Annotated in this window: 24 protein-coding genes; 14 read left to right on the forward strand and 10 right to left on the reverse strand. The window is 46.5% G+C overall.

What is annotated here, in order from left to right; all coding sequences use genetic code 11:
- The first annotated feature begins 275 nt into the window (after positions 1–275).
- The 5 genes from ICC18_RS26515 to ICC18_RS26535 all read left to right on the forward strand — a co-directional run bounded on the left by ICC18_RS26515 (position 276) and on the right by ICC18_RS26535 (position 5,483).
- Positions 276–1,673 (forward strand): ABC transporter substrate-binding protein, encoded by a 1,398-nt coding sequence (locus tag ICC18_RS26515; RefSeq protein ID WP_188177452.1) that lies wholly within the window; start codon positions 276–278, stop codon positions 1,671–1,673.
- Positions 1,674–1,781: 108 nt separating this feature from the next.
- Complete coding sequence (locus ICC18_RS26520; RefSeq protein WP_188177453.1) at positions 1,782–2,672, forward strand: carbohydrate ABC transporter permease; 891 nt, start codon at positions 1,782–1,784, stop codon at positions 2,670–2,672.
- A gap of 27 nt (positions 2,673–2,699) precedes the next feature.
- On the forward strand, positions 2,700–3,539 hold the full coding sequence (locus ICC18_RS26525; RefSeq protein WP_188177454.1) for a carbohydrate ABC transporter permease: 840 nt from the start codon (positions 2,700–2,702) through the stop codon (positions 3,537–3,539).
- A gap of 60 nt (positions 3,540–3,599) precedes the next feature.
- Positions 3,600–4,580: a glycoside hydrolase family 43 protein gene (locus ICC18_RS26530; RefSeq protein ID WP_188177455.1), complete on the forward strand. Its 981-nt coding sequence runs from the start codon at positions 3,600–3,602 to the stop codon at positions 4,578–4,580.
- Positions 4,581–4,670: 90 nt separating this feature from the next.
- Entirely contained in the window at positions 4,671–5,483 is an 813-nt protein-coding gene (locus ICC18_RS26535) for a class I SAM-dependent methyltransferase (protein ID WP_188177456.1), read from the forward strand.
- An 87-nt stretch (positions 5,484–5,570) separates the two neighbouring features.
- Here the strand turns inward: ICC18_RS26535 and ICC18_RS26540 are convergent, their stop codons facing one another.
- From ICC18_RS26540 to ICC18_RS26550, 3 genes are all read right to left on the reverse strand, one after another.
- Positions 5,571–6,491, reverse strand: a complete 921-nt coding sequence (locus ICC18_RS26540) for an ArsR family transcriptional regulator (protein ID WP_188177457.1) — start codon at positions 6,489–6,491, stop codon at positions 5,571–5,573.
- Positions 6,492–6,582: 91 nt separating this feature from the next.
- Positions 6,583–8,031 (reverse strand): arabinan endo-1,5-alpha-L-arabinosidase AbnB, encoded by a 1,449-nt coding sequence (abnB, locus tag ICC18_RS26545; RefSeq protein ID WP_512699406.1) that lies wholly within the window; start codon positions 8,029–8,031, stop codon positions 6,583–6,585.
- Between the two features lie 135 nt (positions 8,032–8,166).
- Positions 8,167–9,090 carry an ArsR/SmtB family transcription factor gene (locus ICC18_RS26550; protein ID WP_188177459.1) on the reverse strand — a complete coding sequence of 308 codons (924 nt, stop codon included), beginning with the start codon at positions 9,088–9,090 and terminating at the stop codon, positions 8,167–8,169.
- 341 nt (positions 9,091–9,431) lie between these two features.
- Between ICC18_RS26550 and ICC18_RS26555 the strand changes: the two genes are divergently transcribed.
- The 6 genes from ICC18_RS26555 (at position 9,432) to ICC18_RS26580 (ending at position 15,727) form a co-directional block, all read left to right on the forward strand.
- Entirely contained in the window at positions 9,432–10,733 is a 1,302-nt protein-coding gene (locus ICC18_RS26555) for an ABC transporter substrate-binding protein (protein WP_188177460.1), read from the forward strand.
- Positions 10,734–10,824: 91 nt separating this feature from the next.
- Positions 10,825–11,760, forward strand: a complete 936-nt coding sequence (locus ICC18_RS26560; protein ID WP_188177548.1) for a carbohydrate ABC transporter permease — start codon at positions 10,825–10,827, stop codon at positions 11,758–11,760.
- A 4-nt stretch (positions 11,761–11,764) separates the two neighbouring features.
- A complete protein-coding gene (locus ICC18_RS26565; protein WP_188177461.1) occupies positions 11,765–12,610 on the forward strand; it encodes a carbohydrate ABC transporter permease in 846 nt (281 codons plus the stop codon).
- A gap of 62 nt (positions 12,611–12,672) precedes the next feature.
- A complete protein-coding gene (locus ICC18_RS26570) occupies positions 12,673–13,647 on the forward strand; it encodes a glycoside hydrolase family 43 protein (protein ID WP_223192890.1) in 975 nt (324 codons plus the stop codon).
- 244 nt (positions 13,648–13,891) lie between these two features.
- A complete protein-coding gene (locus ICC18_RS26575) occupies positions 13,892–14,824 on the forward strand; it encodes an SDR family oxidoreductase (protein WP_223192891.1) in 933 nt (310 codons plus the stop codon).
- Positions 14,825–14,854: 30 nt separating this feature from the next.
- Complete coding sequence (locus tag ICC18_RS26580; RefSeq protein ID WP_188177462.1) at positions 14,855–15,727, forward strand: NAD(P)-dependent oxidoreductase; 873 nt, start codon at positions 14,855–14,857, stop codon at positions 15,725–15,727.
- 36 nt (positions 15,728–15,763) lie between these two features.
- Here ICC18_RS26580 and ICC18_RS26585 read toward each other — a convergent pair whose 3' ends face one another.
- The 6 genes from ICC18_RS26585 to ICC18_RS26610 form a co-directional block, all read right to left on the reverse strand.
- Positions 15,764–16,081 carry a DoxX family protein gene (locus ICC18_RS26585; protein ID WP_312029612.1) on the reverse strand — a complete coding sequence of 106 codons (318 nt, stop codon included), beginning with the start codon at positions 16,079–16,081 and terminating at the stop codon, positions 15,764–15,766.
- Positions 16,082–16,119: 38 nt separating this feature from the next.
- Entirely contained in the window at positions 16,120–16,863 is a 744-nt protein-coding gene (locus ICC18_RS26590; protein WP_188177463.1) for a spermidine synthase, read from the reverse strand.
- 78 nt (positions 16,864–16,941) lie between these two features.
- The gene (locus tag ICC18_RS26595) at positions 16,942–17,358 is read right to left on the reverse strand and encodes a VOC family protein (RefSeq protein ID WP_188177464.1); all 417 of its coding nucleotides are present in this window, start codon (positions 17,356–17,358) and stop codon (positions 16,942–16,944) included.
- Position 17,359: 1 nt separating this feature from the next.
- Positions 17,360–17,890, reverse strand: a complete 531-nt coding sequence (locus tag ICC18_RS26600; protein ID WP_223192892.1) for an SRPBCC family protein — start codon at positions 17,888–17,890, stop codon at positions 17,360–17,362.
- A 15-nt stretch (positions 17,891–17,905) separates the two neighbouring features.
- The gene (locus ICC18_RS26605; protein ID WP_188177465.1) at positions 17,906–18,235 is read right to left on the reverse strand and encodes an ArsR/SmtB family transcription factor; all 330 of its coding nucleotides are present in this window, start codon (positions 18,233–18,235) and stop codon (positions 17,906–17,908) included.
- Positions 18,236–18,333: 98 nt separating this feature from the next.
- Positions 18,334–18,768, reverse strand: a complete 435-nt coding sequence (locus ICC18_RS26610) for a small multi-drug export protein (protein ID WP_188177466.1) — start codon at positions 18,766–18,768, stop codon at positions 18,334–18,336.
- A gap of 275 nt (positions 18,769–19,043) precedes the next feature.
- On the opposite strand from ICC18_RS26610, the gene ICC18_RS26615 reads away from it, so the two are divergent.
- Genes ICC18_RS26615 through ICC18_RS26625 form a run of 3 tightly spaced genes read left to right on the forward strand, consistent with a single transcriptional unit; the run spans position 19,044 to position 21,371 of the window.
- The gene (locus tag ICC18_RS26615) at positions 19,044–19,739 is read left to right on the forward strand and encodes a Crp/Fnr family transcriptional regulator (RefSeq protein ID WP_188177467.1); all 696 of its coding nucleotides are present in this window, start codon (positions 19,044–19,046) and stop codon (positions 19,737–19,739) included.
- A gap of 15 nt (positions 19,740–19,754) precedes the next feature.
- On the forward strand, positions 19,755–20,183 hold the full coding sequence (locus tag ICC18_RS26620) for a DMT family transporter (protein ID WP_188177468.1): 429 nt from the start codon (positions 19,755–19,757) through the stop codon (positions 20,181–20,183).
- A gap of 21 nt (positions 20,184–20,204) precedes the next feature.
- Positions 20,205–21,371: an MFS transporter gene (locus ICC18_RS26625; protein ID WP_188177469.1), complete on the forward strand. Its 1,167-nt coding sequence runs from the start codon at positions 20,205–20,207 to the stop codon at positions 21,369–21,371.
- A gap of 54 nt (positions 21,372–21,425) precedes the next feature.
- Here the strand turns inward: ICC18_RS26625 and ICC18_RS26630 are convergent, their stop codons facing one another.
- Positions 21,426–21,791 carry a hypothetical protein gene (locus tag ICC18_RS26630; protein WP_188177470.1) on the reverse strand — a complete coding sequence of 122 codons (366 nt, stop codon included), beginning with the start codon at positions 21,789–21,791 and terminating at the stop codon, positions 21,426–21,428.
- Positions 21,792–21,873: the final 82 nt, after the last annotated feature.

Below are 21,873 nucleotides of genomic sequence, written 5' to 3' on the forward strand. Positions count from 1 at the left end.
TATTCAGAAGAGGGGAATCTTTGTCTCTATGATTAATATAAATATAAACAATTAAAGTTGATTTCTATGATTATACTTGTGGTTAAATAAATAATTGACTTTGAAAGCGTTTTGAATTAGTATGTTAATAACAAATACATTTAATATTAATAAATTGGTTAATGATACCAAGGGAACTTCCGCCAGCAAGATGAAATTATTTTAAAGCGTTTTATTAAAGCGGTTTCAAAGTGCCTCGCAGCGCTATTGAATATAAAAATCCAGGAGGGGTTTAAATGGTAGGAAAAAAAGGTCTTGTATCTGTTTTATCGCTTACACTCATTGCCGGCGCGGCTCTTGCGGGTTGCAGCAAAAACGCCGGTAATACCGGAGGTGCGGCAAGTGCAACCCCTGCAGCAACCTCTGTCGGCAGCAGCAAAAGCAATGAAAAGAAAGAAATGACCTTCATGTTCAGGGGAGGTCCTGACGAGGAGAAAGCTTACAAAAAGATCATTGAGAAATTCGAAGGCAGCCATCCGGGCGTTACTGTCAAAGTCGTCATGACGACGGCGGATCAATATGCGACAAAGCTGAAGGCAGCCATTACGGGAAAAAGCGTCCCTGACGTGTTCTACTATGGCCCCGGTGATCTGAGAGCCTATGTGAACAGCGGTATTTTGCTGGATATTACGAAGTATGTTGAGAGTTATAAGGATGCCGACATCAAAAACGTATGGCCGACTGGCATTAATCTCTACCGTTATGACGGCAAGCAGGTAGGCCAAGGCAATATTTACGGTATGCCGAAAGATTTAGGTCCGTTCGCCCTTGGGTATAACAAGACGATGTTCCAGAAAGCGGGCATCCCGTTGCCGGACAAGAATAAACCGTACACTTGGGATGAGTTTATCAAAGTGAACCAGCAGCTGACCAAGGATACGAATGGCGACGGCAAGCTGGATCAATGGGGAACAGGCTTCAATGTCAATTGGTCCTTGCAAAGCTTTGTATGGAGCAACGGCGCGGACTGGCTCGATTCGACGAAAACGAAAGTGGCGATTGACGATCCGAAGTTCGCCGAAGCGCTGCAATATTTCGCCGATATGCAAAACAAATATAAAATCACGCCTTCGATTGCCGAAGCGCAAACGCTCGATACGTATCAACGTTGGATGAAAGGACAGATGGCCTTCTTCCCGGTAGGTCCATGGGATATGAGCACGTATGAGAAGCTGCCGTTTGAATACGATTTGATTCCGTACCCGGCAGGATCGACCGGCAAAACGGCAACTTGGTTAGGCTCCCTCGGCATTGGCGTATCCAGCAAAACGAAGTATCCGCAAGAAGCGGCCGAGCTTGTTATGTCGCTGACAGCCTCCAAAGAAGGGATGAAGGAGCTTGTTGACGCCAAGGTTCAAATTCCGAATTTGATGGATATGGCAAAAGACTGGGCTGCCGATACGTCCACAAAACCGGCCAATAAACAAGAGTTCATGAAAATCGTTCAGGATTACGGAAGAGGGCTTCCGGGCAACTATACCTATAATGAAGAATGGTATCAGCTTTTCTTCACGGATATTCAGCCTGTGTTAGACGGCAAAATAACTGCCGCGGAATACGTGAAGCAGGAACAGCCGAAAATGCAAAAGCTTCTGGATAAAGCGATTGAACAAGAACAAAAAACAACGAAATAAGGCAAGGCAAAAGCAGGGTATTTAACCCGATTGAAATGATGTTAGTTGCCAATGTGAGCAGCAAGGCAGCTAACATCATTTTCCTATCGAATTCATCAGGGGTGAAATATGAAAACCAAATCCAAACTCTACCGCAAAGAGATGTATAACGGATATTTATTTATCCTTCCGCCAGTACTTGGATTTCTTTTATTCGGTCTTTTTCCGGTGGTCTACTCGTTTTACGGCTCTTTTACGGACTGGGACGGGTTAGGACATATGGATTTTATCGGTCTGGACAACTACAAGGATATTTTCACGGATGAACTGTTTTACAAAGCGATGTTTAACACGTTATTTATGATGCTGGGCATTCCGGTCGGAATCTTCCTGTCCTTGATGCTCGCATTAGGCCTGAACCGCGGAATACCGGGAACAACCGTCTTTCGCGTTGTTTATTACATTCCGGTCATTTCTTCTCTGGCGGCGATCTCCATCTTGTGGCAATGGGCGTATAACGGCGACTATGGTCTTGTTAATCAGTTTTTGGATCTCTTCGGCATTAAGGGCCCGAACTGGTTGATGGATAAATATACAGTGAAGCCTGCGATTATGATCATGGCGATCTGGAAGGGCTTGGGCTTCTCCATGCTTCTTTATTTAGCTGCACTGCAAAGTATTCCTAAGGATTACTACGAAGCAGCACAGCTCGACGGCGCCAATGCGCTGCAAACGCTGAGAAAGATTACCTGGCCGATGGTTAAGCCCGTTACCTTTTTTATCGTTGTCACCAGCATCATCGGCGGATCGCAGATTTTTATCGAGGTCAACATCATGACGTCTACCGGGGGACCCGAATACAGTTCGGCATCGGTTGTATTTTACGTATTCCAAAAAGCCTTCGGCAACCTGCAAATGGGCTATGCATCCGCGATGACGGTCATATTGGGCATGTTCATATTTATCGTTACGCTAATTCAATTCAAAATGAACGAAAGAACGTCCTACGATATCGATTAAATCCGGCGTGAAAGGAGTGCAGCAGGCATGCAAACAACTAAACGAAAAATAACGAACTTCTTTATATTTATTATTTTATCTATCGGCGGTATCTTCATGGTTGCCCCATTGCTTTGGATGGCATCGACTTCGTTCAAATCCAAAGAAGATGTATTTGCCTTGCCGCCTAAATGGATACCGGATCCGTTTCATTTCGAGAAGTATAGCGAGATTTGGGAAAAGGGACCTTTACTTAGCGGGTTTGAAAACAGTTTGATCATTGCTCTTTCGGTAACGATCGTTGGTACGCTTACATCAAGCCTGGCGGCCTTTGCCTTTTCGAAGCTGAAATTTCCTCATAAGAATAAACTCTTCTTGATGCTGATCGCTTCCATCATGATTCCTTACCCGGTTGTGATGATTCCACAGTTCATGATGTTTTCGAAAATCGGATGGGTCGATACGCTGCTGCCGCTCATTATTCCCGGACTTTTTGGGAACGTGGCGATGATTTTCTTCTTGCGCCAGTTTTTAAGCAGCATTCCGAATGCGCTTGTGGAAGCGGCCAAAATCGACGGATCATCCTATTTCGGCATTTTCTCGAAAGTGATATTTCCATTGATGGCGCCAGGGGTCGCCGCTCAGTTGATTTTATGGTTTATGGCGATTTGGAACGATTATTTGGCTCCGATTATTTATTTGAATTCACCGGAAAAACAAACGCTTCAATTGGTCATAGCCAATTTCAACGCTGCTTATGCGATTCAGACAGATTATCCGCTGATCATGGCGGCGTCGACGATCGCGCTGCTGCCTGTTTTGATCGTATTTATCGTATTCCAAAGGCAGATTATCGAGTCTGTTGCGATTTCCGGTATTAAAGGATAAATAAGCAGATTCAAGTTTAAGAGAATAGAAGAAATATATAGGAGAACGGAGACTTACATCATGAAGAAATTGAGAGAAACGAATTTATATGCCAACCCGCTTATTGAGCAGCGCGCTGATCCATGGATTTATAAGCATAAAGATGGAGCCTATTATTTCACGGGTTCCGTTCCGGAGTACGATCGCATTGAGCTTCGCCGTGCCGATACGATTTCGTCGCTTAGCACGGCCGAGCCTGCCGTCATCTGGAGGAAACGAACGGAAGGCGAGTTAAGCTCGCATATTTGGGCGCCGGAGCTGCATTATATCGATGGCGCTTGGTATGTATATTTTGCTGCAGCCAGAACCGGGGCTAACGGCGAAGGGCTTTTTGATCATCGCATGTATGTGTTGGAATGCAAATCAGACGATCCGCTTAGGGGAGAGTGGACGGAAAAAGGTGAAATCCGCACCGATTGGGAATCGTTTTCCCTTGATGCGACGACCTTTGAACATCAGGGCCGGCAGTATCTGGTTTGGGCGCAAAGAGATCCTAACATTCCGGGAAATTCGAATCTGTATATTGCGCAAATGGAGAATCCGTGGACGATCAAAAGCCCGCAAGTCATGCTGACCAAGCCTGAGCTGCCTTGGGAAACCATCGGTTTCCTGGTCAACGAGGGGCCGGCGGTCATTAAGCGTAACGGAACCATATTTATTACCTACTCCGCCAGCGCGACGGATCATAATTATTGCATGGGCATTATTAGTATATCCGATACGGAAGATATAATGAATCCGGACAATTGGAGCAAATCGCAAACTCCTGTATTTACAACTAGCGAGCATAATGGGCAATATGGACCGGGACATAACAGCTTCACTGTGTCGGAGGACGGCAGCGAGGATCTGATTGTCTATCATGCGAGAAGCTACAAAGAGATCGTAGGGGACCCGCTTTATGATCCTAATCGGCATACGCGCGTTCAAAGGTTTACCTGGAACGCGGACGGCACGCCTAATTTCGGCGTTCCTAGAGCGGATACCGTGGAAGGCAGATAGAGGGGAGTGTTGTAAATAAAACGGCAGACTGCCCTTATCTAGGCAGTTTGCCGTTTTATTCGTCTTGATCGAAAATAGGGAGGATTATTAATGGAATCTAATGTTGCACGCAATAGGGCGGAACTTTCAGGAAAGGCAACAAATGTTTTAGACTTTCGAACATTAGCATCCTCTCACAAAAGGTTGGCGGAGCTGCTTACAGAAGGAATGACGGTTCTTGATGTTGGTTGTGGTGCAGGAGCGATAACTCATGGAATTGCCAAAATCGTTGGACCAACAGGGCGTGTTGTAGGAATTGATAGCAATCCAGCACTTATTGAAAAAGCTAAGAAAACATTCGGTGATATTCCAGGGCTAGAGTTTGAATGTGGTGATATCTTCAACCTTCATTTTAAAGAAGAATTTGACATAGTTACTTCTGCACGAGTCTTGCAATGGTTATCTAATCCATTAGAAGCTTTGACTGTTTTGAAATCCTCAACCAAGCCAGGTGGACGGGTCTTGATTCTTGATTATAACCATGAAAAGATATCTTGGGAACCAGTACCTCCTTCAAGTATGAAATCCTTTTATTCTGCATTTTTAAAGTGGCGTTCTGACGCGGGAATGGATAATGCGATTGCTGATCACCTTCCAAACTTGTTTGAAAAGGTCGGAATCAACGAAATAATTATCACCCCTCAACATGAAACAGTAAAACGAACGGATAATGACTTTAATTCACGCATAAGTATCTGGGCAGACGTGGCTGCTAGCAGAGGGATTCAAATGGTTAAAGATAGGTATATTACAGAGAGCCAACGTGCCACCGCTGAAATGGAGTATCGAGAATGGATTAATGAAGTCGCTATGTCTCAAACGATGTATTTATTAGCGGTTGAAGGGCGCAAAAATAATTTATGACAAATTATACGTCAAAAGACAGCGGAAATCGCTGTCTTTTTTAATCGTTACTTTCCGGCAAGGAGCCCTTTTTCTCAATTGGTTTCGCTATTCTTCTGCCTGTGGCTTATTGTAGTAAAGCCGCATGACAATATCCTGATTATAGTTGCCAAAGCCTTTACCGAACAAGGTGACTCCTCCGACGTGCTCCGAACCCTTTTCTGTACAAATCCTTAAGGTCCACTGCCGGTCCCATACGTTCACTTGCTCGAGAGTAACATCGGATAGTCGGTTGCCATCGATGAAGGTACCATCCGAAGATATGCTAAGGTGCTTGAGCAATCCGTACTGATTTACGTCTTCAGGCCACCAGGATGGACTGTATTTGCCTCGCTTGTCGCCGAAGTCCCCAGGACTCGTCCAAGTACCTAATTTAATCTTGTTCAAGTAAAACGTAATATCTGACGGCCAGTTGTTATTAGTCAAAGGAGCTTCTGAAGATATCTCCATGGAAATGACCAGTTTCTGCGGATTTTGAGTGGATAATAGGAAATTAGGGATTTTATACTCTACAAACCCTTCGCTAAACCAAAGAATTTTTGCGTGAAAACGCTCCGAATCCAGAAAGTAACGAGGATCGTCCACTTCTCCTATGAATCTTTCGGTTGTAGCTATTCCGCATGTCGGTTCCACCAGGAAATCGGTATAATGGCCGATTGATATTACACTTTCATGGAATTCCCGGATATGATCCGACTTCACTGGAAAAAGAATCTCAGCCTGCTCTACCTGAAGGGTGCACACCTTTTGCGCACCTCCTTTGCCAGGCAGCATATCGGTTCTAATGATACCGGCTTTCTCCAGCTTCTTGACGTGCATCGTCATAATCGCGCTGCTCAAACCGAGTGCATCCGCCAACTCGCGAAGATTCATAGAGCGATTGGCCAAAAGTTGTATGATGTTTAGCCGGACGCTGCTGGCCAAGGCTTCGTAGAAAGGAAGAGATTTTTCAGTAGTATCCAGTTCCATTCATTCTTCTCCCGAAATATATGATTGTTAATTTTGTATTAATATTAATGTTAATATTAATGCAAAAATGTGAAATATGCAATTATAGTTTTCATTTCTCATCATTAATGCGGCTTCCCCAAATAGCAACGCCATCTTTGGACAATGCGGTAAAGGTCATTACATGCCGTAAAGTTCCATTATCCCACTGATGCAAGAATACGCCTTTATAAGTAACGCCGTCGATTATAAGTTCGGCCGTATGATCTCCATGGAGCCTCCATTTGCCGCTTACATTTCCTGAAATGCTGCCATCCTTGGACAGCTGAATGACGATCGACTCTTTCACATCGGCTGAAATGTCATTTCCATGGTTTACAAATTTATATTCCCCGACGATTTCTTTTTTGGCATACTTGCCGATTGATTCACCAGCATACCGGTGAGGAGCGACGACAGGCCAGCCTTCCGAATTTATAAACATTTGGTGGGTCCTGACCTCATGCGACTCCCCTCTGGAGGGGAAACGGGTATGGAAAATAAGGAAATGCCGGCTGGTTTTGCCGTCATAATAAGCGGAATTGTGTCCGGGAGAAACATAAGCCGTTCCCAGACCGGGCAATTCGTCCCCGACATTTTCAAAATTGATGTTGCCCATCAGCTTCGCCCCGAAAGGCTCGATAGACTGATCATCGAATAAGGTTCCGGGTTTACCAAAAGCATCGAGCATATTGTTCCCTGCTGTGTCATAATAGGGGCCGTCAGGTTTCTTGGAGCGGGCCACCCGGATATTGTAGCCGCCGCTTACGTCCAGACCGCCGAAGGACAGAAACAAATAATAGTAGTCTGTTTCGGGGCTATACAAGATATAAGGTCCTTCAATCCGGCTGTGATTGCCGCCCAGCAGCTTTTTGCCGTAACCTTGGTTCGGATAAGGGAATCCGGTTTTGGGGTCCATTTTTAGCATATAGATGCCGCCGGAATAAGAACCGTAAACCATCCACAGGTTTCTGTCCTTATCAAAGAACGTATGGGGATCCACCGTATTCGGATGTACGGTTGCGTCATAGATGCTTCCATCTTCACTGGGCTCTCCCCACATGCCGGATTTTAAAAAGATACCCAGGTCCTTATAGGGACCTTCTATTTGATCCGCCACGGCAATGCCGAGAGCCGATCTTGGAGAGTCGCCTTTGCAGGCATCATAATACATGTAAAATTTTCCATCGTCTAGTTGGACCACGTCAGGCGCCCAGAGGGTATCGGACTGAGCCCATTCAAAGGTAGCTTTCAGTTCTTCTTTGACATTCGGCATTAATTTGTTTCCATCGTGTACGCCTGAAGACAGTTGCGTCCAATTTATTAAATCATCCGATTTCGCCGACGCCAAATGGGAACCGAATACATAGAACGTTCCGTTCACCTTAATGACGGAGGGGTCATGTACGGATACGTTATGAAAAGAGGGGGGCTTATCGGACGATGCAGCTCCAGCATCTGTGAATGCGGTTGCAATAGGTGAGACGGCGCTGTTATTGCTGCATGATGTTAATAAAAATATTGATAATAGCAATGTGGGGGCTATAGCTTTAGGTGTCAAATTAATTGATCCTCCTCTCATTCTTGACTTAAATAATGATATATTATTTCTGTTAAGTCAATAATAAAATTATGAATTAATTAATGTTTATATGAATTATATAGATTCTTCCTGATTCGTATACAGCACCCTCGCCAGCAAATCCTGGTTGTAGTTGCCGAAATGCTGGCCATAAATCGTTAAGCCGCGCTTGTTTTTCGATTTATCGTCCACGGCCATTTTGAAATTAATCTCGCTCTTGTAATCGAGTTTAATGTCCGACAGTGTCACGTCGGAAATACGGCAGCCATCAATGAAGCTTCCTTCGTCATTCACGCGAATCAGCTTCAGCATACCGTATTGGTTCAGGTGCGGCGGCCACCAATCCGGATTAAATGTGCCTCGCGCATCGCCGAAGTCGCCCGGACTCGTCCAGAAGCCAATCTCTTGACCATTGATATAAAAGTAAATATCGGAAGGGTAGTTGTTGCAGTAGCCAGGCGCTTCCGAGCTTAGTTCCATGGAGAATTGAATTTCTTTGAACGTTTGATTCGGTTTTAAATAGTTCGGAATGCGGTACTCGAGAAAGCCTTCCGAAAGCCAGATGATCTGTGAATCGATGCGCTGCGGATCGGCGAAATACCTGGGATCGTCAAAATCGCCGACAATGCTGTCTTTTGTCGCAAGACCGCATGTGGGCAGTGCTTGATAGTTGCTGTAGTGGCCTACTTTCATATTAACTTCGTAGAGGTTATCAATTTCCTTGCTCTGCAAATCGACCATTAGCTTCTCTTCAGTAAGGTAGCATATTTTTTGAATACCGTGCTTGCCGACAGCCGTATTAATTTCGATTAAACCGCTTTCTTCCAACTTTTTAATATGCATCGTAATGGCGCCATTAGTCAGATTCAATTTATTCGCCAAATCGTTTAAGTTCAGGCTTTGATTTTTGGCCAAGAGTTCGAGAATTTCGATTCTTATTTCTGAGCTTAATGCTTTAAATATATTTAAACCAGATCGGAGCTCTTTTATATAGATCATATAGCCTATCCCCTTGTTTATTTTAGATTTATTATAAATGATGGGGGGACATAAAGGAAGGGTTTGCCCCGGATATTTGTTAATGGCCTAAATGAAAGCGGATTCATATAGAAAAAATTAAATTTATTCAGTATTATTCGAAATATTCGATATGTAAAATCTAAAATAAAAGTTATAATGAAATAAATGTAGAAAGCGCATTCAAAAATTTTATTGACAAATATTTGAAGCGAAAATAAAATATAAATATGAAATGATTTAGATTTATTTAAAACAAAAGATGTTCATCACGAGTATACCACATAACCATTCATACCAATTTTTGAAGGGGGAAAGGATCAATGAAGAAAGCGATTATCACGGCAATGGTATTGGTTCTCAGCATGGTCTTGGTATTGTCGGGGTGCAGCACAAGCACTTCAAGCGGCGGGTCGGGTGGCAAATCAGGCACGGGAACGAAGCTGGTTCTCTGGACATTCAATGAACTGCACGGCAAGTTCTATCAGAGCATGGCGGAGATGTGGAACAAAGCGAATCCTGATCAACAGATTGAATTGCAAGCGGATACATTGCCTTATGACGATATGCACAATAAGCTGCTCGTTGCTCTGCAATCCGGTACGGGAGCACCTGACCTGGCGGATATTGAAATTAGTAAATTCCCGAACTTCTTGAAAGGCACGCCTCAGCTGGTTGAATTGAACAGCATTGTTGACCCGGAAGTAAAGAATATCGTCAAATCCAGAGTCGATATTTACGCCAAAGAAGGCAAATATTACGGCATCGATTTCCATGTCGGCGCAGCGGTTATTTATTACAATAAAGAAATTCTCGATAAAGCAGGCGTCAATGCGGATTCGATCGTGACTTGGGCCGATTATGAGGAAGCGGGTAAAAAGGTGCTTGCAGCGACGGGCAAACCGATGACAACGCTGGAAACATCCGACCAATGGTCGTTCTGGCCGCTCATTTCCCAGCAGAAATCCGATTATTTGGATAAAGACGGCAAAGTCATCTTAGATAACGATATCAATACGAAAACATTGCAATTCTTGCAAAAGCTTGTCAAAGAAAAAGTGGCTGTCACCGCGCCAGGCGGTGGTCATCACGCAGAAGAGTATTACGGTTTCATGAATAAAGGCGGCGCAGCTTCCATCTGGATGCCAATGTGGTACATGGGCCGTTTCACCGACTATATGCCGGACCTGAAAGGCAAAATCATCATCAAACCGATGCCGGTTTGGGAAAAAGGCCAATTCCGCTCAGCGGGTATGGGCGGTACGGGAACTGCCGTTACGAAGCAATCCAAAAATCAGGATTTGGCAATGAAGTTCCTTTCTTACGCGAAGCTGTCCAAGGAAGGCAATATTCAGATCTGGAAGCAGCTCGGTTTTGACCCGATCCGTATCGAGGTGTGGGGCATGAAGGAACTGCAGGAAGAAAACAAATTTACGCAATTCTTCGGCAAAGATATTTTCAAAACGCTGGATTCAGTGAAAAATGAGATTTACCCGATCAACGTCGGCGAGAAAATACCGGTAGCCTCGGATGCGGTCAAAACAAAAATAATGCCAAGTGTGCTGCAAGACGGTAAAGATGCTGTACAAACGCTTAAGGATGTTTCGAACGAACTGCGTAAGTAGTATGACTGTCAGGTAGAAAATGTCACTAGCTTTGTGAATAGCGAAACTATTTGCAGGGCTAGTGATTATCGCATTGGGAAGGAGGGCTATGATGGAGACTCAACAAGCAGTTGTATCGACGACCCGGAAGAAACGTGCTGCCGGCGGCGGTCTGCTTTATTCGCAAAAAGTTGCGCCTTATGTGTTTGTTTTGCCGTTTATTCTATCATTTTTAATTTTTTTCGCTTATCCCGTCGTCAGCACGGTCATCATGAGCTTTCAAGAGGTGCTGCCGGATCAAACGCGCTTTATCGGCTTTGCTAACTACAAGAAGTTGTTGAACCCGGATTTCTACAAGGCTTTGCTGAATAACACGAAATATACGTTCTGGACGCTGCTTATACTGATTCCCGTTCCTTTGGTGCTCGCTGTCTTATTGAATTCGAAAATCATGAAGGCACGCAATTTTTTTCGGGCCTCTCTTTTTATTCCGGCCTTAACTTCCGTCGTTGTGGCGGGTACGATCTTCAGGCTTATATTCGGGGAGCTGGACGGTTCCTTGCTCAACTCATTCATGCATATGATCGGGCTGGAAAGCCAAAAATGGCTGCGAAGCTCGGGGACTGCGATGTTTGCGATGGTGCTGCTGGCGACATGGCGCTGGACGGGCATCAATATTTTGTATTTCTTATCGGCACTGCAAAGCATTCCGAATGAACTGTACGAATCAGCAGAAATGGACGGAGCGAGTGTATGGCAGAAGTTCCGCAGCATCACGCTTCCGCTATTGAAGCCGGTGACGATTTATGTTCTGACCATCAGCATCTATGGCGGATATTCGATGTTCGTCGAGAGCTATACGATGTTTAATGGCAATAACTCACCGAATCAGATTGGCCTGACAATGATCGGCTACATCTATAAACAAGGTTTAGAGTCCAATAATCTCGGTTTTGGCTCGGCCATCGGTCTGACGCTCCTCGTGATCACGCTGCTTGTCAATCTCGTGCAACTAAAATCTTTCGGACTTTTCAAAAAGGAGGAGTAAATCAATGAAAGAACGCGGATCCTGGTCGCTGCCGTCAGTCCTGATGCTCCTTCTGTTTATCGTGCTTGCGATAGCTTCGCTTTTTCCGCTGTACGCCCTCTTTCTGGCTTCGCTCAAGCCGTCCAAAGAGCTGCTGCGATATGGCCTGAATGTCAAACTGCAATGGGAAATCATGAGCTTGAAAAATTATTCGTTCATCTTATCAGGCGCTGCCAAAAACTATTTTAACTGGTACAAAAACAGTTTGGTGATTACCGTGATTTTCACCGCCGTCAGCTTGCTTTTCTCCTCCATGGTCGGTTACGGACTTGCCAAATATAACTTTAAAGGCAAAAACCTGATCTTCACCATGGTGCTTCTCGTCATGATGATTCCTGTAGAGATCATTATGCTCCCGCTGTATAAACTCATGATCGGGCTGAAGCTGATCAACACCATTGCTGGGGTGATTCTGCCTTTTGTCGTTGCGCCGCTGCCGATCTTCTTCTTCCGCCAGTATGCGGCCGATCTGCCGAAGGATTTCCTCGATGCCGGACGGATCGACGGCTGCTCGGAGTTTGGCATCTTCTTCCGCATCATGGTGCCTCTGATGGCGCCGGCTTTTGGCGCGATGACGATTCTGCAAGCGATGGGAAGCTGGAACAATTTCTTATGGCCGCTTATTGTCCTGCGTACGAATGAGAGCTTCACGCTGCCGATCGGGCTTTCCAGCCTGCTCACCCCGTACGGCAACAATTATGATGTTCTGGTTGCTGGCTCGGTACTGGCGATTCTGCCGATCCTCATTCTGTTCGTTTTCTTCCAGCGTTATTTCGTGTCAGGACTGACTGTCGGCGGGGTAAAAGGTTAGCGGTGTTAAGGTAAAGCTGCGCACACCATGGACCCCAAATGATAAAGAGAGAAGGAACCTACATGGAATCATCTGAATTGATGCTAGAGAAGTTCGTCAATCCGATCATTGAGCAGCGGGCCGATCCGTGGGCATACAAACATACGGATGGTTATTATTACTTCACGGCTTCCGTTCCCGAATATGATCGGATTGAATTGCGCCGGGCACTGGCCATCCAGGAACTTGCTGCAGCCGAGCCTGTTACGGTATGGCGCAAATATGCGGCCGGACTCATGAGCTCCAACATCTGGGCACCCGAGATTCATTATATCGATGGCAAATGGTATATCTATTTCGCAGCGGCGCGTACGACGGAAACGAACAACGGCCTGTTTGATCACCGGATGTTCGTGCTTGAAAACGACTCGGAGAATCCGCTGGAAGGCGAATGGGTCGAAAAGGGCCAGCTCCGCACGAACTGGGAGTCGTTCTCCTTGGATGCGACGCAATTCGAGCATAACGGCGTTCATTACCTCGTATGGGCGCAGAAGGATCCGGCCATTTACGGCAACTCGAATCTGTACATCGCTCCGCTGGATAATCCATGGACGATTCGCGGACAGCAAGTGATGATTTCGAAGCCCGAGTACGACTGGGAAACGATTGGTTTTCACGTGAACGAAGGCGCCGCCGTCATCAAAAAGAACGGAAAAATCTTCATCAGCTACTCGGCCAGCGCGACCGACTACAACTATGCGATGGGGCTATTGACTGCATCCGCAGACAGTGATTTGCTGGACCCAAGCTCCTGGAGCAAAAGCCCGAAACCCGTGTTTACGACAAGCGAAGCAACCGGGCAGTATGGTCCGGGGCATAACAGCTTTACCGTTTCGCGGGACGGGAGCGAGGATATCTTGATCTACCATGCGCGCAATTATAAGGAGATCACTGGTGATCCGCTGTATGATCCGAACCGCCATATGCGTGCACAGCGACTGGGCTGGAACGAAGACGGGACGCCGAATTTCGGCGTACCTGTCGCTGATGGGGAGTAAGTCTGACGAACTTATGGATTAGGAAACTAAGCAGCATTCTCGATTTGATGTCGAGGGTGCTGTTTTCTGTTTTTTTGCCCGCATACGCTAATAGGGAGGAACAAACTGCAAAAAGTGCCGCTAAATCAGCCAAACAAGTGGCTTTTTCCATTTTTGCCTCAAATACCGGCACAATATGCAGGTAAATAGATGAATGAGGCCGTTTGCCTAAAATTGACGGCATATTATGCAGTTCGCTTCTTGAATGGCAGGAGATGAGCACATAACGGATAATCCTATTTCGCGAATCGTGAAAGATGCGGAAAGAAAAATCTCATTGACACGATACAGAACTGTACTGTATCATTACACATGGAACAAGACAAAACTGTTCCGTTCCTATTGTGATGATATCAATCTTAGGAGGATTCTTATGGAGAAATACGCAGGCAAGAAGGCAGTCGTAACCGGAGGGACGATCGGCATGGGGCTTGCGATCGTCAAGGCGCTCATCGATGGAGGCGCGGAAGTGCTGTTGACCGGTCGGAACGAAAAGAACCTCGAAGCGGCACGACGAGAGTTTGGGCCGCGGGTCCACGTTGTGCGATCCGACGCGGCGAGCTTGGCTGATATCAACGCACTTGGAGCGATCGTTGAAGAAAAGTTGGGTCAGATCGACTTCGTGTCCATAAACGCCGGCTTCTCGCAGCTCGAGCCTTTCGATCAGGTAACCGAGGAATCGTACGACCGGCAGTTCGACATTAATACGAAGGGAGCGTTCTTCACGGTGCAGCGCCTGGCTCCGCTCGTCAAGGATGGCGGGTCATTCGTCTTCACCACCTCCGTCGCCAACGTGATGGGCATCCCAGGCATGAATGTCTACTCCGGGGCGAAGGCGGCTCTTCGATCGTTCGCCAAGGTATTCGCCGCCGAACTGCTGCCGAGGGGAATTCGAGTGAACGCGGTAAGCCCCGGGTTCGTCAAAACGCCGACGATGGGCGTTGCCGGAGCATCCGAAGAGGCACTGGCAGCCTTCGAGAAGGAAGGGAACGAGATCACGCCAATGGGGCGCATAGGTATGCCTGATGAGGTCGCTCGAGCGGTGCTGTTCCTGGCATTTGACGCAACATTCACAACAGGGGTCGAGCTGGCTGTCGATGGGGGTATCGCGCAGGGCATCACCGCTCCGCATCAGTAGAAATTATATTTATCACAAGGAGGAAATAAGATGAGTGAAGTATCCATTATCGGTTTGGGCCCAATGGGCTCGGCGCTCGCACGGGCGCTGCTTGCTAACGGCAAGCGTGTCACGGTTTGGAACCGGACCGGCGCCAACGCGGAACCCCTGGTTCGTGAGGGGACGGTCCTAGCACCTAGCGCGGCTTCTGCAATAGAGGCGAGCCCTGTCACGATCATCTGCGTCGCCAATTACGAGACTTCGTACAAAATCCTCGATACGAAAGAAACCGTTTCTGCCCTCGCCGGTCGAATGCTGGTTCAGCTGAGCACGGGCACCCCTCAGCAGGCACGAGACAACGAAACGTGGGCCCATAAGAGAGGTGCCGATTACCTTGACGGCGCTATCGCGGCCACTCCGAGCCAGATGGGGAGACCGGACACCACGATTTTCACATCGGGTTCAAATACCGCTTTTCGCAAGAGTGAACCGTTTCTGAAGGACCTTGCCGGAAATGTGCTTTATCTGGGTGAGCAGGTCGGTTCGGCGTCAGCGTATGATTTGGCATTTCTCGCAAACTTATTCGGTTCGATGTTTGGGTTCGTTCACGCCGCACGTATTCTTGAATCGGAGGGACTTCGCGTGGATTCTTTCGGAAGCATGATGGCCGATATCGCTCCGATTATGGGTGAAATCAATAAACACAATGGTCAAGTAATGCAATCAGGAATGTACGAGAATCCCGAAAGTACGATGAAGACCTGCGCGAACACTGGAGAACTGTTCGTGCAGCAAGCTCGAGAAGCGCAAATTAACTCCGAGTTTCCGGTATTTGCCCAGGGCCTTTTTAGAAAAGCGATGGCTGCAGGTTACGGAGACGAAGAATTTGGCGCTCTCATCAAAGTACTGCGCGAGAACGCCTGATTCTTTTACATATAGGGGTATTTCTTTGAAGTTATTTTATTTGGATGCGAGCTTGCGGCTCGGCGGGCGCAGTGCCCATGATGCGATGACTAATGCGAGAAATACGAGAGGCTGTGCGATCAGCGCTGGACCTTCGCCTGAGAAGGCGTGCGATAGAGCCGCGCCGGAGAGTTCGAAGAAAAAACCGGCATAGGCCCATTCCTTGAGGCGCGGAAAGCGCGGTATCACTATGGCGATAACCCCAAGAAGTTTCCAGAGCCCTAGGATGGTGGCAAGATATGCCGGGTAGCCCAGACCGCTCAATACCTCGATTTGATGTTCCCCATGGGTGATGAAGAAGGCATATTCTAGCAAATAAGCTATGTTGAGATTTCTACGGATTGCTCTGTTTGCTATTGGCTGTCCGTAATGATGTGCCCTTGTCCGGGCTCGATCTCAGTGAAGCCTGCCATATTGCGCAATTGGAATCCGATCGGCTTGTTTCTGCCAACGATAATGATGTTTTGGATGTCGGCATTCCCCTCTGACCGCAGGGCAAACGATTGGGTATAAGCGAACTCTTCGCGAAGAGTCGTATGTATAGCGTTAATTAATGGGTCATGGTCACCTTTTCCCATCAGATTCATGATGATAGATCCCCCGGAATCAAGTTTATCTCTAGCTATTTGGAAAAATTCCTTGGATATCAAATGTCGTGGAGTCCCCTTTTCGGTGAAAGCATCCAAAATCATATAATCATAGTTATGTGCATCTTCGCTACAGAGAATATGGCGACCATCACCAACGACTACATTATCGAGGCGGTATCCAAAATACTTCTTGCTTAACTCCAAGACCTTGTCGTCCAGCTCAGCAACTTTAAACCGTTTTTCCGGAAAATGACCGGCTATCGTTCCAATCCCGTGTCCGATGACAAATACGTCTTCGAAAGACGGATTGTTAAACTCCATGAAGTGGATTATGGCCCTCGGATATTCAAACAGAATTCGTGCAGGATTATTCAAATCCATCGCACCCTGTACAGCCTGATTGGCAAACTGCAGGACTCGGAATTTGCCTTTTTCGCCATATAACTCCGTAGTGTCGTAAACAGATATCTCATGATTATGGCTGGACTCCTTGAACAATAAATGCAAGTTAACGCTCTCCTTCGAGATGAGTTTTAATAATAAAGGATCATCAGGCAGCGAAAACTACCTGGTGATCCTTTTATTTTAAGCATGCTCGATAGCGCTTTGATCCATATAAATCAATTCCCAAAGATGACCGTCGATATCATGAAAGCTCCAAGCATACATAAAACCCTGGTCCATCGGATCATTTGCTGGTTTTCCGCCGGCGGCCAGCGCTTTATTGACAAGCTCATCCACTTCTTGCTTGCTTTGAGCGGATAATCCCATAATAACTTCTGAATTTGAAACGGTGTCCGTGACTTCTTTTTTCGTAAAAGATTTATAAAATTCTTCCATCAACAACATGACGAATGTATTCTCGTTAATTACCATACACCCTGCGTTGTCATCGGTAAATTGGGAGTTGAATTCAAAGCCTACTGTTTTAAAAAATTCAATGGATTTACTCAGATCTTTAACCGGGAGATTCACGTAAGTTTGATTCGCTCTAAGTGCCATATTATTTCACCTCTTCAAGGTAATCGGCGAGTTGATCAAAGGTTCCTGTAAAGCCTTGTTTCATGCTCTCATACATACCGACAAAGAATTGGAGTTCTTCTTCTGTCGCGTTAATAGGTCCGCCTTTAAGGGTGATCGTTGTCTTGCCCTCTTGCTCGGCGAACGTCAAAGTATTCATAATTTCCAGAGGGAAGGTGGAGCTGAAAGGAGAACGGACCGTATTGCCATTCTCATCGGAGAAGGAATTGATCCAGACGATTTTCTCCTGCTTCTCGATTTCGTGATAAACGAACTTGCCCCACATGGTATGGCCGTCTGGGGTTTGCATGTTGTAGTGAAAAATGCCGCCAGGACGGAGATCGAACTTGAAAACGTTGATCTTAAAGCCTTTGGGTCCCCACCATCTTTGCAGGTGCTCTGCCTCAGTCCATACCTTGTACACGAGCTCGAGCGGCGCATTGAGGGTGCGCGTAATTACCAGTTGGTTATCTTCCATGGTCGTCGTCATGTTGTTGGTCTTGTTCTCGGACATGTCAATTCCTCCAAATTAATTATTTTTGTTCTTTTCCTTACTCTGCAGTTCCTGAAGGTACTCATCCAAGCGATCGAACCTCTCTTCCCAGATACGGCGGAAAGAATCCAGCCAGGTGTCCAGCTCTTGCAGTGATCGGGGGCGCAGCTTGTAAATTCGCCGATTCGCGATTGGATGAACATCAACGAGACCGGCCTCACTAAGTACGCGAAGATGTTTGGATACTTGCGGTTGCTGGAGCCCAAGCCGATCGGCGATCTCCCCTACTGTAAGGGGGCCGTCGCGCAATAATTCGAAAATGTGTAAGCGGTTAGGTTCAGCCAGAGCGCTAAAGGTTGTGTTCATGGTTTTAATATACCCTATAAAGAATATTCTTGTCAAGGAATATTCGAGGGGTAAGAAAAGCACAGGTTTCTAAATTGCGACCTGCGCTTTTTTGTGTGCTAACCGAAGTTAACAACGTTCAATCCGAAAGCAGCGGCAGCTGTCAGAAGCGCACTCCAAAAGATGATGCCGATCGTCATCCATATAAACAGTTTGCGCGGCTCTGCGCCGAATGAAATCCCTATAGCAGCACCGAGTGGTGCTCCGGTTATCAAAGGTGACAAGAAGCCGAGGCCGGGAATCCCGTATTTGTCCCAAATGCGGGTCATGCGGCTGCCTCTGCCGCCGGTTTTGCTTTGAAATCGCTGTACGAGCCAATTCCGCAGCGATGTGCCAAAGAAGATAACGATGATAGCGCTCAAGATCGAGCCTAAAGCGCTTAGTACCCCCGTCGTGACGGGATGCAGTTTAAGGGTAAACCCAAGAGGAATCGCCGCCCATAATTCCAATATGCCTGCGCCGATGACGGAAACCCATGCCAGCAAACTACTCATCTGAATCACCATTCGCCGTATTTATTTTGTTCCATTTCAAGTTGCCTTCATCCCTTCCATAATGGTAAATATTCACATCAATATGAAGTACAATACGGATCAGTTGCGAAAAGGTATCAAATATCAATGAAAATAACGCTTGCCCTTTGCATTAGGTTGTGAAGAGCGTTTAAATTAGAAAAGGACATATGTCCTATTTGCTATTTTCTTTATTCTTTACACTGTAAATGAAAGATAGCACACCAGGCGGTGCTATTGGAGCGGAGGAAAGCAACTTGCAGAAGATCAGCGATGCCCGGACGATTCAGGCGCTTATGCATAAGAATGGTTTGACCGACATTTTCGGACCGGACGTTACGGGGATGGAGTTGAGAACCTATGCGGATCGAGAGATGATCTGTTCCATGGGCGATACGCTGGATGGCTTGTATGTGCTCGTATCGGGCAAACTGAAAGTTTACACATTGCTGCCGAATGGGAAGACGATGCTGCTTCGATTCTCCAGACCACCGGCCTTGATCGGGGACGTGGAGTGGATGGCGCAATATCCCGTCAAAAATAATGTAGAAGCCGTTGGCGCCTGCTCGCTGCTAGTGATAACCAGGGAGCTGATTCTTGAGAAGCAAGCGAATAACCCTGCGTTTTTGTGGTTTATGATTCAAAATCTGAGCCATAAATTGTATACGCTCGGCAATGCTTCGGCGATGAATTTGCTGTATCCGGTGGAGAATCGGTTTGCGAGCTATTTGCTTTCACTGATTTCTGAGGAGAACAGTACCGGTCAAGCGGAGGAAATACGTACGTCTACACTGACCGAAACGGCGGAGATGCTGGGCACCAGTTATCGACACTTGAATCGAGTCATTCAACGTTTGATTCAGGAGGGCGTGCTCGTCCGTAAAAAGGGGCGTCTACTCATACTGAACGAGATTAAATTGAGAGAGCTGGCGGGCAATCATCTTTACAACTAGAGAGGAGCTAAGGTCTTGGCAGGAATTTTGTTTTCATTATTGGCCGGTGCTTTTATTGCTGTTCAGGGTGTCTTAAACACCAAGTTAAGTGAAAAAGCGGGGTTTTGGTTAACGAACACGATTGTGCACGCATCGGGGTTTGTGGTATCGCTCATTTTGTTCGCGCTGCTCCGCGACGGCAGTTTGAGCCAATTGCAGAACGTGAACAAAGGCTATATGCTTGGCGGCGTGTTCGGTGTTGTTATCGTATTCTCGGTTATGAAGGGAATCGGTCAGTTGGGCCCTGCTTATTCGATAGCGATTTTACTCGTAGCGCAATTAATTTTTGCTTTGGTTATTGATACCTTTGGATTATTTGGCGCGCCTGCAGTACCTTTGGCTTGGAATAAACTAGTCGGAGCACTTATTATCGTTGCAGGTATCGTGGTTTTCAAATTAAGATAACTGAAAGGTCTAGGTATCGCGATGAAATCAATCTATTTATTACGAACGTTTAATTTTCTTTATTTTGCGCTGCTTGCACTGTTTGTTTCCTTTCTTCCGGTCTATATGGATGCGCAGGGACTGACGACTTCGAAGATCGGCCTTATTATTGGGACCGGAGGGATTGTGACGATCTTCTCCCAGCCGTTATGGGGGATGATTAGCGACAAGACCCGAACGGTTAAGAAGATCATGCTGCTGCTGATGGCTTGCTCTACCGTTGTGGGTTATTTCTTGTACGCATCGGGCAGCTTCATCGTGCTGTTGCTATTTACCATGTTGTTATATTTCTTCTTAATGCCTTTGGATCCGCTCACGGAAAGTCTTAATTTTCAAACCGCGGAGGCTAACAAGGTGAGCTATGGTTCCGTTCGGACGTTCGGAGCTGTCGGCTATGCGGTCATGTCACTTGCAGTCGGCTATGCGATGTTGTATTTCGGAATCGAGAGTCTGGCGCTGTTGTTTGCGGGTATCGGAGTGATCGGATTCCTGGTCTGTCTCGGTTTGCCGGATGCGCCGGCGACGGGGAAGCCGGTATCGCTCAAAAGTTTACGTAACTTTTTGAGTCACCGCGAAACGTTGGGGTTCCTGATATTGATTCTTATCTCCGCTGTTCCTCAGCGTACGAATGATATTTATTTAGGCGTGTATATCCGGCAAATGGGCGGTACCTCAGATCTGGTCGGTCAAGCGTGGTTCCTGGCTGCCGGAAGTGAGATACTCGTTTTTGCACTCAGCTTTTGGTGGCTGCGGAAAGGCAAAGAGATGATACTGATTTCATTCGCCTGCTTCTTTTACGCCTTAAGGTTTTTTCTTTCGGCGTGGATCACTGATCCGCATTGGCTAACGTATCTGCAACTGCTTCAAATTTTTACATTCCCTGTGTTTTACTCCGCGGCCATCCAGTATCTGTACCGGATCGTACCGGAAGAGTGGAAAGCCACAGGTCAGACGGTGCTTGCTCTGCTTTTCTTTGGGGTGTCTGGCATCGTGGCGTCCTATCTGGGCGGATGGGCGTATGAAATCTTAGGAGGACAACAGTTATATTTGTCGATATCGGTGCTTTCTACCGCTGGTTTGCTGCTTAGCTTTGTCTTGCATAGAATCTATGGGGAAAGATTAGAGGTCACCAAAATCTTGGTAAGGTGATGAAAGAGAAAAAGCGGCGAATGGGTAGAACACCCATTCACCGCCTTTTTGGCATTAACCGATGATTGCAAAAGCAGAAATTCCAGAACGAACGGTACGTGTGCGGAATAAGTTGTCGTCTGCGTCGAAGGTACGGATCACCAGGGTACGTGCTGTTGGAGTAGGGATTGTATTGAATATGGCAGTACCGAAGTTATCGAAGTTAGCTGTAGCGAGAAGGGTTCCGCCAGTAGAAGATGCTCTACAAGTAAAGCCCGCTGTGGAGAATGGAACACCAGCGGTGTTTACCCAAAGTACGGTAAAGCGGGAAAGCAGTTGTTTAGGTCTAAGTTTTCTGTTTAAAGGGGCTCTTCGGATAAAAACTCTGCCTCTTTGTCCATTGTCTTTCCGGGGAGGTAAAGCGCGTTTAACGTATACCATCTATATTTCACCTCCTTTCCTCTGATCTGCTTATAGTAAATGTCAAAAGGGGGTTGCCCGATAAGTAGTTTTACCTAACTTA

Origin of the sequence: Paenibacillus sedimenti, from assembly GCF_014534655.1 — a bacterium.
In the GTDB taxonomy this organism is placed as follows: domain Bacteria; phylum Bacillota; class Bacilli; order Paenibacillales; family NBRC-103111; genus Paenibacillus_E; species Paenibacillus_E sedimenti.